13 protein-coding genes and 2 pseudogenes are annotated in these 15,792 nt (G+C 59.5%); 6 read left to right on the forward strand and 9 right to left on the reverse strand.

Annotation, left to right across the window (positions count from 1 at the left end):
• Positions 1 to 30 precede the first annotated feature (30 nt).
• The 5 genes from B0G77_RS32455 to purU are packed head-to-tail and all read right to left on the reverse strand — an operon-like array spanning position 31 to position 6,088.
• The gene (locus B0G77_RS32455) at positions 31 to 624 is read right to left on the reverse strand and encodes a sarcosine oxidase subunit gamma family protein (protein WP_133665954.1); all 594 of its coding nucleotides are present in this window, start codon (positions 622 to 624) and stop codon (positions 31 to 33) included.
• On the reverse strand, positions 617 to 3,616 hold the full coding sequence (locus tag B0G77_RS32460) for a sarcosine oxidase subunit alpha family protein (protein ID WP_133665955.1): 3,000 nt from the start codon (positions 3,614 to 3,616) through the stop codon (positions 617 to 619). Before B0G77_RS32460 ends, B0G77_RS32455 begins: the two co-directional genes overlap by 8 nt.
• Positions 3,603 to 3,914, reverse strand: coding sequence for a sarcosine oxidase subunit delta (locus B0G77_RS32465; RefSeq protein WP_133665956.1), 312 nt, complete (start codon positions 3,912 to 3,914; stop codon positions 3,603 to 3,605). Before B0G77_RS32465 ends, B0G77_RS32460 begins: the two co-directional genes overlap by 14 nt.
• Before the next feature lie 14 nt (positions 3,915 to 3,928).
• Positions 3,929 to 5,179 carry a sarcosine oxidase subunit beta family protein gene (locus tag B0G77_RS32470; RefSeq protein WP_133665957.1) on the reverse strand — a complete coding sequence of 417 codons (1,251 nt, stop codon included), beginning with the start codon at positions 5,177 to 5,179 and terminating at the stop codon, positions 3,929 to 3,931.
• 36 nt (positions 5,180 to 5,215) lie between these two features.
• The gene (gene purU / locus B0G77_RS32475; protein WP_133666967.1) at positions 5,216 to 6,088 is read right to left on the reverse strand and encodes a formyltetrahydrofolate deformylase; all 873 of its coding nucleotides are present in this window, start codon (positions 6,086 to 6,088) and stop codon (positions 5,216 to 5,218) included.
• A 364-nt stretch (positions 6,089 to 6,452) separates the two neighbouring features.
• Between purU and B0G77_RS32480 the strand changes: the two genes are divergently transcribed.
• The 5 genes and pseudogenes from B0G77_RS32480 (at position 6,453) to B0G77_RS32500 (ending at position 10,330) form a co-directional block, all read left to right on the forward strand.
• Positions 6,453 to 7,196: a TetR/AcrR family transcriptional regulator gene (locus tag B0G77_RS32480; protein ID WP_243751302.1), complete on the forward strand. Its 744-nt coding sequence runs from the start codon at positions 6,453 to 6,455 to the stop codon at positions 7,194 to 7,196.
• A 384-nt stretch (positions 7,197 to 7,580) separates the two neighbouring features.
• Entirely contained in the window at positions 7,581 to 8,630 is a 1,050-nt protein-coding gene (locus tag B0G77_RS32485) for a porin (RefSeq protein WP_133665958.1), read from the forward strand.
• Positions 8,631 to 8,897: 267 nt separating this feature from the next.
• Positions 8,898 to 9,005, forward strand: a pseudogene (locus B0G77_RS32490) (electron transfer flavoprotein subunit beta/FixA family protein); the annotation flags it as partial.
• 388 nt (positions 9,006 to 9,393) lie between these two features.
• Positions 9,394 to 9,951, forward strand: coding sequence for an MmgE/PrpD family protein (locus tag B0G77_RS43550; RefSeq protein WP_166656315.1), 558 nt, complete (start codon positions 9,394 to 9,396; stop codon positions 9,949 to 9,951).
• A gap of 109 nt (positions 9,952 to 10,060) precedes the next feature.
• Positions 10,061 to 10,330, forward strand: a complete 270-nt coding sequence (locus B0G77_RS32500) for a hypothetical protein (RefSeq protein ID WP_133665959.1) — start codon at positions 10,061 to 10,063, stop codon at positions 10,328 to 10,330.
• Between the two features lie 438 nt (positions 10,331 to 10,768).
• Here the strand turns inward: B0G77_RS32500 and B0G77_RS32505 are convergent, their stop codons facing one another.
• From B0G77_RS32505 to B0G77_RS32515, 3 genes and pseudogenes are all read right to left on the reverse strand, one after another.
• Positions 10,769 to 11,692 (reverse strand): IS110 family transposase, encoded by a 924-nt coding sequence (locus B0G77_RS32505; RefSeq protein WP_243751303.1) that lies wholly within the window; start codon positions 11,690 to 11,692, stop codon positions 10,769 to 10,771.
• Positions 11,693 to 11,718: 26 nt separating this feature from the next.
• Positions 11,719 to 13,295, reverse strand: a protein-coding gene (locus B0G77_RS32510) for an IS3 family transposase (protein ID WP_243751304.1) whose coding sequence is annotated in 2 segments (ribosomal slippage) — positions 11,719 to 12,836 and positions 12,836 to 13,295 — 1,578 coding nt in all. Because the reading frame shifts where the segments join, the coding sequence is not laid out codon by codon here.
• A gap of 63 nt (positions 13,296 to 13,358) precedes the next feature.
• A pseudogene (locus B0G77_RS32515) lies at positions 13,359 to 13,571 on the reverse strand (IS110 family transposase); the annotation flags it as partial.
• 365 nt (positions 13,572 to 13,936) lie between these two features.
• On the opposite strand from B0G77_RS32515, the gene B0G77_RS32520 reads away from it, so the two are divergent.
• A complete protein-coding gene (locus B0G77_RS32520) occupies positions 13,937 to 14,455 on the forward strand; it encodes an amidase family protein (protein WP_133665960.1) in 519 nt (172 codons plus the stop codon).
• A gap of 258 nt (positions 14,456 to 14,713) precedes the next feature.
• On the opposite strand, the gene B0G77_RS32525 is transcribed toward B0G77_RS32520, so the two are convergent.
• Positions 14,714 to 15,739, reverse strand: a complete 1,026-nt coding sequence (locus B0G77_RS32525; RefSeq protein WP_133665961.1) for an IS110 family transposase — start codon at positions 15,737 to 15,739, stop codon at positions 14,714 to 14,716.
• Between the last annotated feature and the right edge of the window lie 53 nt (positions 15,740 to 15,792).

Raw genomic sequence — 15,792 nt, forward strand, 5'->3', positions numbered from 1 at the left:
GCTTGCATGGCCGGATAACAGGCGATGCCGTCACGCGGGGACGGCTGCGAATTCGGACACGGCGTCGAGCAACCAGTGCAGCAGAAAGGCGGCGTAAGACACATCGACGTACACGAGATATTCGTGGTTGCCCCGATGCAGAAGCATCGTCGGCAGACCGGCGAAGCGTGTGGTGACAACCCGTCCGATGGGACAGGCCGCGGCGGAAAAGTCGATCGCGCAGCCTTTGGCAAGCAGCGACGCCGAATCAGCACCACTCACCAGGAACCCGGTGCGGCTGTCGGAAATGAGCGTGGCCGTCGCGAAGCGGCCGTCGCATGCCGCCTGCAGTGCGCGCAGACGCGCTTGTTCATCGTCGAGCGAGCAGAAATAGAGCCATTCGGTCGGTCCGGACCAGGCAAGGCAGGTATCGCCGCGCGCGGCGAAACGCTCCGGCGCGGGCAGCGCCAAACCCGTGGCTTCGCTCACGGCCTCGGCGAAACCGGCATCACCGGCATCGCCTTGCAGTCGAACGATGCCGCCAAGCGGCTGTTCGTCGATGCAAAGCGTGGGCCCGCGGACGGGAAACCGCTCAGATGGCGCCAATCGGCGTGTCACGTAGATTGCTGCTTCGAGCTTAGCCATGCAGACGCTCTCCCTGGGGATCGAAATGGGCGGTCGGCACGACGCGAGCGGTCGTCACTTTGCCCTTGGCATAGATGTGGACCTGCTCGCCGAGTCGCGCGGAGCCGTTGCGCAGGATGCCGAGGCCGATTGCCTTGCCGAGCATCGGACTGATGCAGGCGGCAGTCACGTAACCGTGGGATTCGACCGGCATGCGCGGCGTGGCTTCGTCGATAAAATGGCCGCCCACCGGCAGCGGCACGTCGGCCACTGTCGATTCGAGCCCCACGAACTCGAGGCGCGCATCGCCGCAATCGGCAGGCCGTTGCAACGAGCGGCGCCCAATGAAGTCCGTGGTCTTTTTGTCGATGATCTTGCCCCAGCCGATGTCGAGCGCGTTGGAGCTGCCGTCGGTATCGCTGCCGATATGCAGGTAACCTTTCTCGGTGCGCATCACTTCCAGGGCCTCGATGCCATAGGGTGTGATGCCAAACTCGGTACCCGCGTCGCTTATGCATTGCCACAAGGACTGCGCGTAACGCGCGGGCACCGACACTTCGAATGTGACCTCGCCGGTAAAACTCGCCCGCAGTATGCGGGCGGGCACACTTGCAAAATGACCGGAGCGGAACTGCATGTGGGCAAAGCGGCCCGCGTCGAGATCGATATCCGATTCGATCTTCTGCAGCACCTGGCGTGCCTTGGGGCCCGAGACGGTGACGTTCGCCCATTGCGTTGTCACGTTGGTGACATGTACGCGCAGTTCCGGCCACTCGCACTGCAAATACTCTTCGAAGAGCAAAAAGACCCGCGCGACCGCGCCGCTCGTGGCGTGTACAAGAAAGTGATCGTCGGCGAGGCGAACAATAACGCCGTCGTCTATGAGAACGCCGTTATCGTTGCTCAGCATCGCGTAGCGCGCAACGCCCGGTTTGAGGGTCGCCAGATTGTTGACGTAGACGCGGTTGAGAAACGTAGCGGCGTCCGGCCCCTTGAGTTCAATCTTGCCGAGCGGCGAGCCGTCGAACAGGCCGACGCTGTGGCGCACGGCCAGCACCTCGCGCAACGTCGCTGCGGCAATCCCTTCGCCTTCGCGCGGATAGTATTCGGGCCTGCGCCAGCCGTAGTCGCCGAAATGCGCCGCATGTGCCGCGTGCCATGCGTGAGCGGGCAGCGTGTGCCACGGCGCGTAACTTTCGCCGACGGTAGGTCCGGCAAACGTGCCGAGCGTGACAGGTTGATAAGGCGGGCGGAATCGGGTCGTGCCGACCTGCGGTATCGGTTTGCCGGTCAATTCCGCCATCACGGCGAGAATGTTGAAGTTGCCCGACTTGCCCTGATCGATACTCATGCCGCCGGTGGTATAGCGCTTGACGTGTTCCACTGACACGTAGTTTTCGCGAATCGCAAGTTCCACGTCCGACACCTTGACATCGTATTGAAAATCGAGCCACTGCTTGTCGGTGCGGGCGCCACGTGTGTACCAGTACGGCTTGATGCGCAACGTCTCGTCGAGGCCGGTATCGACGACAGGCCCGGCTGTCGACAAGTCGTCGGCGCCGTCGGACGGCCTGGCGATGTCACGGCCAGCGCGCGCTCCGTCGGCGAGGCAGCCGGCCAGTGTGAACTCCCCGTTTGCCGCGCCGACGACGCGCACCTGCTGCTCGCAACCATCCGGCACGAGGCACAGATTCGCTTCGTCGTAGCGCAGCTTGCCGCCGGCCTGGCTGAACAGATGCGCAGTCGGGGTCCAGCCACCCGACACCGCGAGCAGATCGCAGGGAAGGGTGACGGTGGCGGCGCCCAGTTGTCCTCCACCGAGGTGTCGGGCAAGTCGCACAGCCGTGATCTTGCGGCGCCCCTTGGTGGCGAGGATGCCATGTGCCGGATAGTGGGCGATGCCTCGCTCGTGAAGACACTGCTCCAGCGTCTGATGGACGTTCGCCCGCGTATCGACCACCGAAAGTTCGCGCACGCCGGCTTCGTGCAGATCGAGCGCGGTCCGGTAAGCGTCGTCATGGTTCGTCACGATCACCACGCGCTGACCGCACACAACGCCGAAGCGGTTCACGTAGGCACGTGCCGCCGCCGCGAGCATCACGCCGGGGCGGTCGTTGTTCGGGAAGGCCAGTGGCCGTTCAATGGCGCCCGTGGCGAGAATGACCGCTGAGGCGCGGATCCGCCACAGGCGCTCACGGAGCGTGCCAGTGCGATCTTGCGCCTGCTCGGGAGCGGCAATGCGCTCCGCGGCAGCCAGAAAATTGTTTTCGTAATAGCCGCTAACCGTGGTGCGAGTCAACAACTGTACGTTCGGTAATCCACGCAGTTGCTCCACGACTCGTTTAACCCAACGGCCTGCCGATTCACCGTTGATCCGCATTCGCTCGTGCAGGAGCGCGCCGCCGAGTGCATCGCGATCGTCGGTCAGCACCACGCGTACGCCGCGCTGGCCGGCCGCGAGCGCAGCCGAAAGGCCAGCCGGGCCGCCGCCGCAGATCAGCACGTCGCAGTGGAGATTGCGCTTCTGATACGTTTGCGCATCGCGCGTAGTCGGGGCTTTGCCGAGCCCCGCGATTCTGCGCACCACACGCTCATACACATGCCAGTTCGGCCAGATCATCGACTTGTAATAGAACGAAGCCGGCAAGACCCGTTGAAACAAATCGAGCAAGCCGAGCAGATCCCAGCGAACTGAAGGCCACGCGTTCTGGCTGGTGGCGCGCAAGCCTTCATAAAGCGTGACCAAGGTGGCACGCGCGTTAGGTTCGTCCAATCCGCCCGCTTCGAGTTGCACCAGTGCGTTGCATTCCTCGACGCCCGCGCTGAAGACGCCGCGCGGCCGGTGCAGTTTGAAACTGCGGCCAACGATGTCGATTCCGTTAGCCAGTAACGCGGAAGCCAGGGTGTCGCCTTCAAGGCCGACGTAGTGACGTCCGTCGAACGTAAATCCCAGTGGTTTGCGCGCGACTCCTGCAGGCGCATCGTACGGCGCAATGCGCTTACGCTGCTTCATGAATGCCTCCCTGCAAAGTCGTGTCCTGGACGCTGGTGCGCGCCATCGGCAGGACGCGCGTTATCTTGTGGCTCGCCGTATCGCGCTCGACGCTGAACCAGCGGCGGCAGCCGAAGGTGTGTCGCCAACGTTCGAGCGCCGGGCCACGCACGTTGTTGCGCGTGAACAGATAGTCGGCCCAGTCTTCATCGCTCGATTGCTGCGGATCAGCAGGGCGCGTGCGATCGAACGGACCGCCAAAGGTGAACTCTTCCTCGTCGCGGGTAGTGCCGCAGTAGGGACACGGAATGCGTAACATGCGTCTCTCTCTCTTCAATGGTCGACGCCGGCTGCGGCCGCTTCGTTGATGAAGCGGCCGCTGGCGAAGCGATCGAGTCCGAATGGTGCGATCAGGTTGTGGGGACGATCGTTCGCGATGGTGTAAGCAAAGGTGTCGCCACCGGCCGGAATCGCCTTGAAGCCGCCAGTGCCCCAGCCCGTGCTGATGTAGAGGCCGGTCACCGGTGTCTTGCCGACAATGGGACTTGAATCCGGAGAAATGTCGACAATGCCGGCCCACTGGCGCATCAGCTTGAGGCGGCTGAATGAGGGAAAGAGGTTCAGCACTGCGCTCAGCGTATCCTCCAAGGCGGGGAGATTGCCGCGCTGGCCATACGAGGGGTAGCTGTCAGCGCGCCCACCGATCAGGATTTCGCCGCGATCCGACTGGCTCACATACGTGTGAACGACGGGCGACACCACCAGTCCGGCCAGTGCTGGCTTGACCGGCTCACTGACCATGGCCTGCAGCACACCGCTGGTGATCGGCAGCGTAATGCCGGCCATTCTTGCGAGCAGCGAAGAATGACCGGCTACCGCGATGGCCACTTTGTCCGCCGTGATCACACCGCTTTTCGTTTCGACGCCGCGCACCCGGTTGCCGGAACGAACGATCCCCGTCACCTCGCAGTTCTGCACGATGTCCACGCCGAGCGCGTCGGCCGCACGCGCATAACCCCACGCGACAGCATCATGGCGCGCTACACCGGCTCGGCGCTGAATGAATCCGCCGAGAATCGGGAAGCGGGCGCCGGTGCTGGTGTCGAGCAACGGCATGAAGTCCTTGACCTGTTCGATGTCCATCATCTGCGCGTCGATGCCCTGCAACTGGATCGAATTCGACCAGCGCTCCAGCATGTCCATCTGATGAGGACTGTGAGCAAGCGTCAGCGCGCCACGCTGGCTTAGCATCACGTTGTAGTTCAGTTCACGGCTCAGGCCTTCGTAGAGGCGCAGTGAATGCTCGAAAAAATTGGTGCTTTCGGGGTAAAAGTAATTCGAGCGGATCGCCGTGGTGTTGCGCCCCGTATTGCCGCCGCCGAGCCAGCCCTTTTCGAGGATGGCGACATTCGTAATGCCGTGCTTTTTGGCAAGGTAGTAGGCCGTGGCAAGACCTTGACCGCCGCCACCGATGATCACCACATCGTAGTGCGCCTTGGGCGGCCGGGAATGCCACGCCGGTGCCCATTTGCGATGCCCTGACAGCGCATGTTTGGCGATGGCCCAGAATGAATATTTTTCCACGCAATACCTCAGGAGCGTGACGCCGGACGGCGTCGCTTACAGAATCACAGTGCGATTGCCGTTCAGAAAGATGCGGCCTTCGCTGAACAGGCGCACCGCGCTGGCGAGCGCCACCGCCTCCGTGTCATGGCCAACGAGCACCATGTCTTCTGCCGTATAGGCGTGGTCGATCGGCTTGACTTCCTGCGCGATAATGGGGCCTTCGTCAAGGTCTTCAGTCACATAGTGTGCTGTGGCGCCGATTACCTTGACGCCGCGTTCGTGCGCCTGGTGATACGGCCGCGCCCCCTTGAAGCCTGGCAGGAACGAGTGATGGATATTGATTGCGCGGCCGGCGAGGCGGCGGCTCATGCCGTCGGACAGGATCTGCATGTAGCGGGCGAGTACCAACAATTCCGCGTGCTTTTCGTCGAAGAGCTCGAGAATTTTCGCTTCCTGCTCCGCCTTGGTCGCCGGCGTGACCGGAAGATGATGGAAGGGGATGCCATACCATTGCACAAGGCCACGACAATCCTCGTGGTTCGAGACCACCCCGACAATGTCAACCTTGAGTGCACCCGCGCGCCACTTTGTGAGTAGCAGGTTCAGGCAATGATCGTATCGTGACACGGCGATGAGCACTTTCGGCCGGTAATCCGCGCGCCGGATCGCGAAGCTCATGTCCAGGTCCGACGCGAGTTCGGTCAACGCGTCATTCAAATGAACGATCGAGGATTTCAGCAACTGGTCGTTGAACACCATTCGGGCGAAGAAAGTCCCGGTTTGCGGGTCGCCGTAATGGAATGACTCAGTGACGAAGGCGCCTTGCTCGAAAAGTAGGCCGGAAACCTTCGAGAGGATGCCAAGCTTGTCCGGGCATCGGAAAGTAAACAGGTACTGAACGGCCGACGAGTTGTTTGCATTGGTCATGTTTGCGGTCCTGCTTGATCCCCATGCGCATGGGCTGCGATGATTAAATGAGCCGCCGTATTGAACCTGATGGAGCGGCGCCGCCTCGCAGTGAAAGGGGTATGCCGGACGGCCGGAGCGCTGTAAGACCGACATCAACAAACAATAAGAATTTATTGTTTGTTGGCGAGCGGCAGCGGCTGACGCCGTCTTGCTATAGGCGACCTCGGTCGGTTTCTGGCAGCCACCCACGGTGTCCCTGACTCTGCGTATTCCTCGCAGTATAGGCGGCACGCATCCAAGAAAACAATAAAAATTTATTGTTACTTGTTCGTGGGTCGGCTCGGAACGAGACCTGGCTTGGGGTTTGTTGCAGTCATCGTATGTGCTTGACGACAAGGTAGAATGGGTGGATTCACAATCTGAGTCAAACAAACACAGCATGCCAACACTTGCATCCCGATCGGCGTCTTCGCGTAGAACGCAGGAAGAGCGTAGTCATGCCACGCAAAGCCGGATCATCCGGTCCGCACTCCGGTTGTTGGAAAAGAAGGGAATCCAGGGCGCCAATCTGCAGGATATTGCTCGCGGAGCCCGAGTGACACTCGGGGCGTTGCAGCATCACTTCGGCAGCCGGCACGCACTGATGGAGCGTCTTATCGATGAGGTAATGGCGCCGCTTTCCGACGACAGCAGCGTGTGGCCGTCGCCGGCGCTTCCTCTGGAGGAGCGGGCAAAGGCGTTCGTGCAGGCGGCGTGGAATTCCATGTACGGCGCGCCGAGCTATGTCGCCGCGTGGAGTTTGTTCTTTGGCTGCAAAGCTTCGCCGGAACTGTTCGCCCGCATCGGGGCCGGCCGTGCACGCAACGACCCGATATTTTTCGACCGTTTTGTCGAGCATTTCCCCGAGGTCGCGGCCTCCTATCCGAATCCGCGCCATTGTGCCGGCCTGGTATTCGCGAGCTTGCGCGGAATGGGTGTGCTGAACGTATTCGCGGTGTCACCCGAAGAAATCGATGGTCAACTGGAAATGCTGAGCTGGATGATTGTTCAGGCTGGCACGCCTGCAAAATCTGGACGTGCAACTGCGCGGGAACCCGCGGGCAAGTCGCGAAAGCGCGCCGCCTGAAGCCGCAGACCTGTGGCTCGGACGCTTTCGTCATATAAAACGACTGGCTCCCCATCGGGGCGTCGCATGCAAAAACTGATGCAAGGCATTCGATTTTTTCGTTTGCTGCATTTGTTTTGGCTAACTCTAATTCGTTTGCGGGCTGGGCGGATGTCGTATCCGACCGTGGGACGGGTAGGGCAACGCGACGAGTAACAGCCAGCGAACAATGTCCGCTTGATGGAGGACCGGTTCAAGTCGATTTCGGGGTCCGAGATCGATTCGAATCTGCCCTGTCAAGCCGGGTGATTCCGCAAAGACAAGATCGATAAGGACCAAAGAGGAGATGCAGTTCTTGGTCGTATAAAAAGCCATTTGGTCTTTAATTTATAATATGGATTGCTAATGAATATGAAAGTCGCTTTGGCGTGCGCTCTTTGCTTCTGTGGGGTGGCTCACGCGCAATCGTCCGTGACGCTCTACGGTTTGATGGATGCAGGAATCACCTACACCAATAACCTGACCGGCTCGACAGGCAACGGTGGCGCGTTGCAGTTTATCTCCGGTTCATCGCAAGGAGACCGTTGGGGGTTGAAAGGGGTCGAGGATCTCGGCGGTGGAACCAGGGTGGATTTTGTGCTCGAAAACGGGTTTCAGCTCGCGAACGGCAAGCTCGGGCAAGGTGGCCGCATGTTCGGGCTTCAGTCCTACGTTGGGTTGTCCGGACCGTGGGGCGCGGTGACCATGGGACGCCAATACGATCTGATCGGTTGGATTTTTCCGGCCTACGCTGTGGCGTCGAACACGCCTGCCGGATTGCTCGCATGGAGCTTGCCGACCTATGCGGCAGGCGGATACACGCTCGACAACCGGGTGTGGGGTGACGAAGTCGACAACTCTGTCAAATACATGTCGCCGAACTTCGGTGGATTTTCATTTGGCGCCATGTACGGCTTTGGCAATGTCCCCGGCTCGTTAGGGACCGACAGCAGCACGAATTTTTCTGTTAGCTACGATCATGGGCCATTTAGCGCGTCGCTAGCATACATGGCCATCCACAACGTCACCAGCTCGGCCAATTCCGTCGAATACGCCGGGGGTGCTGCGTATATGATTGGCAAAGTGCGGATATTCGGACTTGTCACGGATGTCCAACTCTCCAGCGGAACAAAGCAACGAGCGACGACGTTCGAAGGCGGTGCGGCCTATGCTTTGCGACCCGATCTCTCACTGGCTGCTGGCTATCAGTTCCAGAAGCGAAATAACGACGTGGGAAGCGCGAATCAACTGACGCTAACTGCGGATTATTTTCTTTCCAAACGGACGGACGTCTATCTTGTTGGCGCGCTTGGCCACGATTACGGATACGGTGCTCAGGTTCAAGCAGGCTATGGGTCGGTGTCGAGTACGTCGACTCAGGTTGCTGCGCGCGTAGGTCTGCGCCATAAGTTCTAGCGCCATGTTTTTTGACAGGAGCAGGTTCGTTGCCCGTACGTTCGACGACTAAGGAGAGGATTGAAATCTCCCGGGAATCGTTGCTGCGCCTGCCGATACATGCTGTTATCCAGATCTGCTTCGGCGTCCGGCGGCAGACCGCAAGACTGCAGTCACCATGAACCTTGTTTGCCCACGGTTATCGATAATGGCTCTGGCGTTGCGTGGGAAGACTTGAGTTCGCGCACTGTGTTCGCGACTCATCTATGGCTAGATCGGAGAGCAACTCTGAGAGTTCTCGTAGCAGTCAAGCGCGTGATTGATTACAACGTGAAAGCCCGCGTGAAGTCGAACGGCACGGGCGTCGATGTTGGGAAGGTGAAGATGTCGATCAACTGGTTGCGGGTTTCCGTCCATTGCGAACGGAAGAACTACGATGGCCGTTGGTGATCGTGCGAAGCCAGGCACATCGTTGTGAAAAGCGACAGGTATCTCGATATCGAAGTGTACATTATGATCAGGAATGCGAACGCAACAGGCGTGAGCAATCATGGTGCATGGCGCCGTCAGTGAAGTGCGAGCCCCGCGCTGGTTCAGCAGTAGTGGCGCAGGTTGATCATCGTATAGGCAAGCGTCTTGAATGCGTAGTGAACGTCACTGATGCGCTCAAAGCGCAGCAGCAGACGGCGGAACTTGAAAATCATCTAGCGGGTCTTCCGCCGCCCTTCGGGGCAGCGGGGTTAAAGTGAGTTGGCCAAGCACTTTGACCGGAAGGAGGCTCACCATGAACTATTGTGGCATTGACCTGCATTCGAACAACAGCATGGTTACCGTGATCGATGAAACGGACCGGATCGTGGCGGAAAGGCGCCTGCCCAATGACCTGACGAAGATCCTGGATTTCCTTGCGCCGTGGAAAGAGGGGCTTGCCGGCGTCGTGGTCGAGTCGACCTTCAACTGGTACTGGCTCGTCGATGGCCTGCAGGCAACGGGCTTCCACCCATTAGAAGCAGCATTGCTGAAAGACGCAGTCGTATTGAAGCTTGCTCGGAAAGTGAAAATGCGTCGGTGCGCGGACTATATGTCTGCATTCCCTAGATCTACCCCGTCGCGCGTGCGGGTCAGACAAGCAGATCGCTGGTACGAGCACGAGATAACGAGTCCTGTCGGCGATGTTGGTAATGCGATGTCTTGGCAGCAGACAGAAGAAAAGTACCGAGACTTGACATCTCGGGCATCCTCATCGACGCGAGCGCAAACCGAGCGCGTGATCCACGCATGCGTCGCGCTAGCTTTTGACTTGGACAGGCCAGCGAATGAGTTTATCCGCGAACTGCGCTAGACATCATGAGTTAGAAATTCGCATACGAAACTTTGGCCAGCCATTCGTAGCCCATAACAAAACGGGGAGCTAGCTGCATCAACGAGATGCGAAGTTGAAGGAGAGATCGATGAGTGCGATAAAGAGCTCTTTACGTCTGCTGGTCGAAAAATGGCTTGGGCCGACCCCGGCCATGTCGGCCCGTGTGACCCGGTTCGGCCGCATGAGCTCAAATCAGCGGCGCTATGTATGTGTGGAGGCATTGAGGCCAGCAGGCACATTGGCAATTTATTTCTTCCTCCACGATGACGGTGTGTGGTGCGTGTTTCCACCTGCGGTCAAACGTCCTGCGATGAGCGTTCATCATTTGCAGCGGGATTGCGGCTCGCTGATTGTTTAGCGAATTTTTAACTCACGACACTGATATGTATGGACCGTGTCAAGTACCAAAGTGCAAGGGTTCCCCGAAGTTTGACGGGTCAAGGGCGGGGCGTCAGCCCGGCGTAGCGGACCCTTGACGCGACGTCGGTTTTCCATGCTATGCATTGGTCGTGAGGGGCGGCGCTTGCGCGCTCACGACCATGCGAGACCGTCTTTCTGACGGTCGTCATCACAGGATGCCTGGGCCAGGACGAGGCGGTTATCCGACGGTTGATCATTCTGATATGCGCGGGTTGGTTACCGCATGACAAACGAAACGTCGGGGAGCTGCCTCAATCTAGGCTCGAGGGTTGTGCTGTCTCCAGTTGCCTCCTAGTGTCGCCGCGAGGATTCTCCCACCGTTGCCTGGTCCTGGCCCAAACATCCTGTTGCGTGCTCAACTAACCTCTCATGCCGGCTAAGCCCGGCTGAGAGGAACGACGTGTTGCCCGATAGCCCAGATAAAGCCGACGAGTTCGCGCGCAATGGCGGTACAGACCTGGTTCTTGAGCTTGCCGCGTGCCATCAGGTTTCGAAAGCGCTGACACAGCCGCTTTTGCGCCGACCATGCGATCTCCTGAACCTCCGGCGGTGTACGTTCTGCGCGCCGCTGCAGGATCGCGGTCTTTCGTGCGGGATGACGGTAGGTCCAGGCCGCTTCGACCAGCACGCGTCGCACATGGCTGTTGCCCGTCTTGGTGATTGCGCCACGGCGTTCGCGCTTGCCGCTGGAATGTTCGCTTGGCACCAGACCCAGATAGGCCATCAGTTGGGGCGCGCCAGCGAAGCGTGCGAGATCGCCTAGTTCCGCGACCACCGTCACGGCCGCGAGCAGACAGATGCCGCGCAGCGCCATCAACGCCTCGATCACTGGCCAAACCGGGCTGGCGTGCGCCGCCGTCTCGACTTCGCGGTCAAGACTGGCCACGCGGCTGCCACAAGCCTGCGCCGTGTCGATATATTCCTGCAGGACGATCTGTTGCTCCGGCCGGGCGAACCTGATGCCTTCCAGCCAGCGCCAGTGCGACTGTGTCCACCTGGAGCGGCCGGTGTAGCGATGGCCATGGCGCGACAGGAACGACAACAGCCGTTGCTTGGCCTGGCGTTGCAGATGCTTCATGTCCTCACGCGCACGGGTCAGATCGCGCAGCGCCTCCTGTGCCTCATCCGGAATCCACACGGGGCTCAACTCACCGGCGCGATGGAGGCGCGCCAGGCTTAGGGCATCGCGCCGGTCGGTCTTCACACGTTCGCCCGGCTTCTTCGGAATCAGCGACGGCGCCACGACCTGACAGTCCTGCTTGAGCTCAAGCAACTGTCGGCAAATGGCGGTAAATTTCAAGCTAGATGTCGCCTCAACGATTAAATTTAGGCGGCTTTTTGCTCCTGTCGGTGGTCGCGTTTGATGGGTTCGAAGTTGTCTGTCTGATCGGGATTCAGGTGGACTGTGTGTACGCGCTTCCAGTTTCGCGTGGGGCCTTTCCATCGTAGCGGATTGCGCTGCTTTGCCGCCTCGTAGAGCGTCGCGCGGCGATCGAGGACCTGCTGGTCGAGGTTGGCGTGCCGTTGGGCAGGCGTGACGAAACGGATCGCGCTGTGACGATGTTCGTGGTTATACCAGCGCACCAGCCCCGTGACCCAGGCGCGCGCGGCAAACAGCGTGTCGAACGCCTGCAGAGGATAGGCCGGCCGGTACTTCAGTGTTTTGAACAACGATTCCGAGAACGGGTTGTCGTTGCTCACGCCCGGTCGACTCAATGACGGCATGACGCCCAGAGCCTGCAGGGTGGCGAGCATCGTGGCACCCTTCATTGGGCCGCCGTTATCCGAATGCAGAATCACCTGGCCCGGTTTGATTGCTTCCCGCGCACATAGATCCTTCAGGAGCTCGCTGGCCTGGGCGCTGCTCTCTTCGGCGTAGACCTGCCAGCCGACGACCATCCTGCTGAACACGTCCATGAACAGATAGAGATAGAAATACTGCCCGCGAACTGTCGTCGGCAGGTAAGTAATATCCCAGCTGAACAACTGATTGGGCCCGTCGGCACATACTGCGCGAGGCTTGCTGCGGGCGCGGGCTGGTCGTTCACTGCGCCGATGAGCAAGCTGTTTCTCTTCACGCAGCACCCGGTAGAACGTCGATTCAGAGGCGATGTAGCGGCCCTGGTCGGCCAGGCGAGGCACGATTTGGCTCGGTGGCAGATGGCCGAATTCGACAGAGTTGGCCACCGCCAGTAGTTCAGCGCGCTCATCGGTCGACAGCTTGTGAACAGCATCATGATGGCGTAAGGTGCGCCCATCCACTGCTTCAGGACCGCCGCCTTGCCAGCGTTGCACGGTGCGCGCGCTTAGCCCGAGCACGGCACATGCGCGTGCCTGACGAGCCCCGGCTGTGGTCGCCTCACCGATCAGCTCCCGCAATGTCGCGCGCTCTTCGGGGGAGCTCATTCGTCCTCGTCCCCGAACAGCGCCTGATACTTTTTTGAAAGTACCAGCAACGCGGCCGCCTCCGCTAAAGCCTTTTCCTTGCGTTTCAGTTCGCGCTGCAGTTGCGCATTGGCCTGTTTCAGCTCGCGCAGCTCTGGAGCGTTTGCACGTGCGCTGCCTGAGGTGCCGGCCGAGCAGAACTGGGCGCGCCACTGGTCCAGGTGATGGGCAAACAGACCCCGTTCACGGCACCACGCGTTCAGTGCCTCGTCGCTCAGTCCATGGCTCTGCTGCAAGGCCAGCAGGCGCTCTTCCAAAGACCAGTCTTCCGGGCGCCGTGCATCGACTGGCCCCGGGTTGCGGTTTGCGGCGTTAGACACGCGGATCCACTTCCTCAAGGTTAATACGTTCATGTTCAGTTCCGAGGCAACCGTTCCTACGGACCGGTTGCCTCGTTGCAGGACCTTTGCCAGCGCCTGCTCCCTGAATTCGACAGAATACGTCCGTTTGGCATTCAACCTGCACCTCTGAGTTCTTCAAATTAAGAAAATTCAGAGGCGACATCTAGTGTGACGCAGGGGGATGGTGTAGCCGCAGGGGCCGGCTTCGTAGCAGAACGCCAACCGTCCCGTGCGTCCCGTGCCGCGCCTGAGTTGCGCCACCAGTTTCGCGATGGCCTCGGGGGTGTTCACGATCTCGCCCATATACCGCAGCTCGCCGGCCGTGTCGGCGACCGCCACGGCAATCGTTTCCTGATGCACATCCAGACCCACGTACTTGCTAAACTTGTTCATGAGCTGCCCCCTCAATGCGGCACTGAGCCGCGGTGTAGCCCACCTCAAGCTTAATCCGCGTACCTTGAGGTGCGGCAGGTCCATACATGATGTCTAGCAGATAACAGCACTTACCAATCCAAACGTCTATGCAGATACAAGCCGGTCAACCTGTCGAAGACAGCGACGATGTATTCATGGCCGCCGCGTTGAGTCGAGGCGGCATCGAGGTTGAGTGTTCCGACATGCCTCATTTGAGAGAAGCGCCATCGCTCTTAGGGCCGATTCTTGACCGATTGCGCGCTTGTGACAGTGTCACTACAGATGCCGCTGCCCACATTTTTATAGCGGATTCGTTCACGCAGTTCGCCGACGAGTAATGTTTTATGCACATCCCAACAATCGCTGAAGCGTCGGCATTGATAGCAGCGCGGAAGCTATCACCGGTAGAACTCGTATCAGACTGCCTCGAACGTATCGACTCAATCGACGCTTCACTGCATAGCTTCATTACGGTAACGGCCGAACGAGATCGGGAAGCGGCGAAAGCAGCCGAAGGGCGGATGATGAGAGGCGAGCTGAAAGGTAAGCTCGATGGTATACCTATTGGTCACAAAGATATCTACTTCACGCGAGGCGTGCTGACTACGGCTCATTCACGGCACCTGGAGCAATGGGTGCTGTCGTGCCTTGATCGGATCATCATCACGGGCACACTGCCGGGGGCGTGCTACGCGGGCGGCATGACGAGCTTCCTGTACGCGCACGGCATCCGGATTTTCGACTATCCACGGTTTGCCGAGCCGTTGCGCAATCGCATTCGCGAGCGGGCGCAGGAAGTCTGTGCTGCGGCCGGCGTGCAGATTGAATACGTCAATCAGCGCCACCTTGTTGAGCAAAAATAAATCTATGGTCCGCCCCATTTTTGCAACCCTGAGTTTCGATGTCGTTGTTGGCTTGCCTAAATCTATTCGGCGTCGTTGTGGGGACTGCTCCCCGCGCCACGATGAGATTCGCGCCTGACGATCCTTTAAAGTTGTGCGGCTTTGAAAGCCTCTTTATTTGCCAGGTTGTTCGTCAGGCCGGTGTGCCGTTCACGTCATCAATTTTCAGCGTCGCAAAACCATGGAGGTGGTTCGTAAGGAAGGTAAAACTACGCTCGTTCAGGCCGCAGGACTTGCGACCTTGGCGTCAAAGGTCGTGTGGCGTGCAACGATCGCCCATGCGGTTCGCGCCAGCTTATTGGCCAGCGCGCACGCAACTACATTTGAATGTCGGCGCGTCAGCATCGCGCGAACCCACTCTGCCAGACGACCGGTTCGTTTCTCCAGGCATCGCATGTAAGCTCGTGCGCACAAGACCAGCAGGCGCCTGACGTTCTTGTCGCCGCGTCGGCTGATCCCGAGAAGATTGATCTTCCCGCCCGTACTGTACTGTCGGGGAACGAGCCCAACCGATGCTGCGAAGTCGCGACTGCATCCGTATTGCTTGCCATCACCCATTTCCGCGGCGAGCGCGCTTGCAGTAATCGGGCCGACTCCCGGTATGCTCATGAGACGCTGTCCGACATCGTCGTCAGCGAGTTGACGCGCCAGCTCCTGGTCAAGCTCACCGATTTGTTCGTCGAGGTACTTGAAGTGTTCGTGAAGGCGTTCGAGAATCGCAATCAGCCGGGGCGGTAGTTCATGTCCGGCGAGCACAGCAGGCAAACGCTTAACGACGCTCTTGCCCACCGGCAAGCTGACGCCGAACTCGAGCAGGAAGCCGTGCATCTGATTGACGGTCCTGGTGCGGTCGCGCACTATCGACTCGCGCACGCGGTGTAAGACCGAAAGGGTTTGCTGCGATTCCGTCTTCGGCGTCACGAATCTCATCGTTGGCCGCGAGGCTGCTTCGCAGATCGCTTCCGCATCGACAAAGTCATTCTTGTTTGATTTGACGAATGGCCTGACGAATTGCGGCGAGATCAGTTTAACCGTGTGTCCCAATGCAGCCAGCTTTCGCGCCATATGATGCGAACCGGCGCAGGCCTCCATGGCGACTGTACAGGCATGAAACGTCGCGAAGAATTCGATCAGTTGCTTGCGGCTTACCTTTTTGCGAAACACGGCTTTGCCTTGTCCGTTCTGCCCATGTACATGAAAGCTATGCTTGCCGAGATCGATGCCAACGAGCGTTGCGTCGTCCATGATGGTCTCTCCAGTTCAGTATGAACACTGCCAGCGTAACGTAACCGCTAAGG

The organism is Paraburkholderia sp. BL10I2N1, assembly GCF_004361815.1.
Lineage (GTDB): Bacteria > Pseudomonadota > Gammaproteobacteria > Burkholderiales > Burkholderiaceae > Paraburkholderia.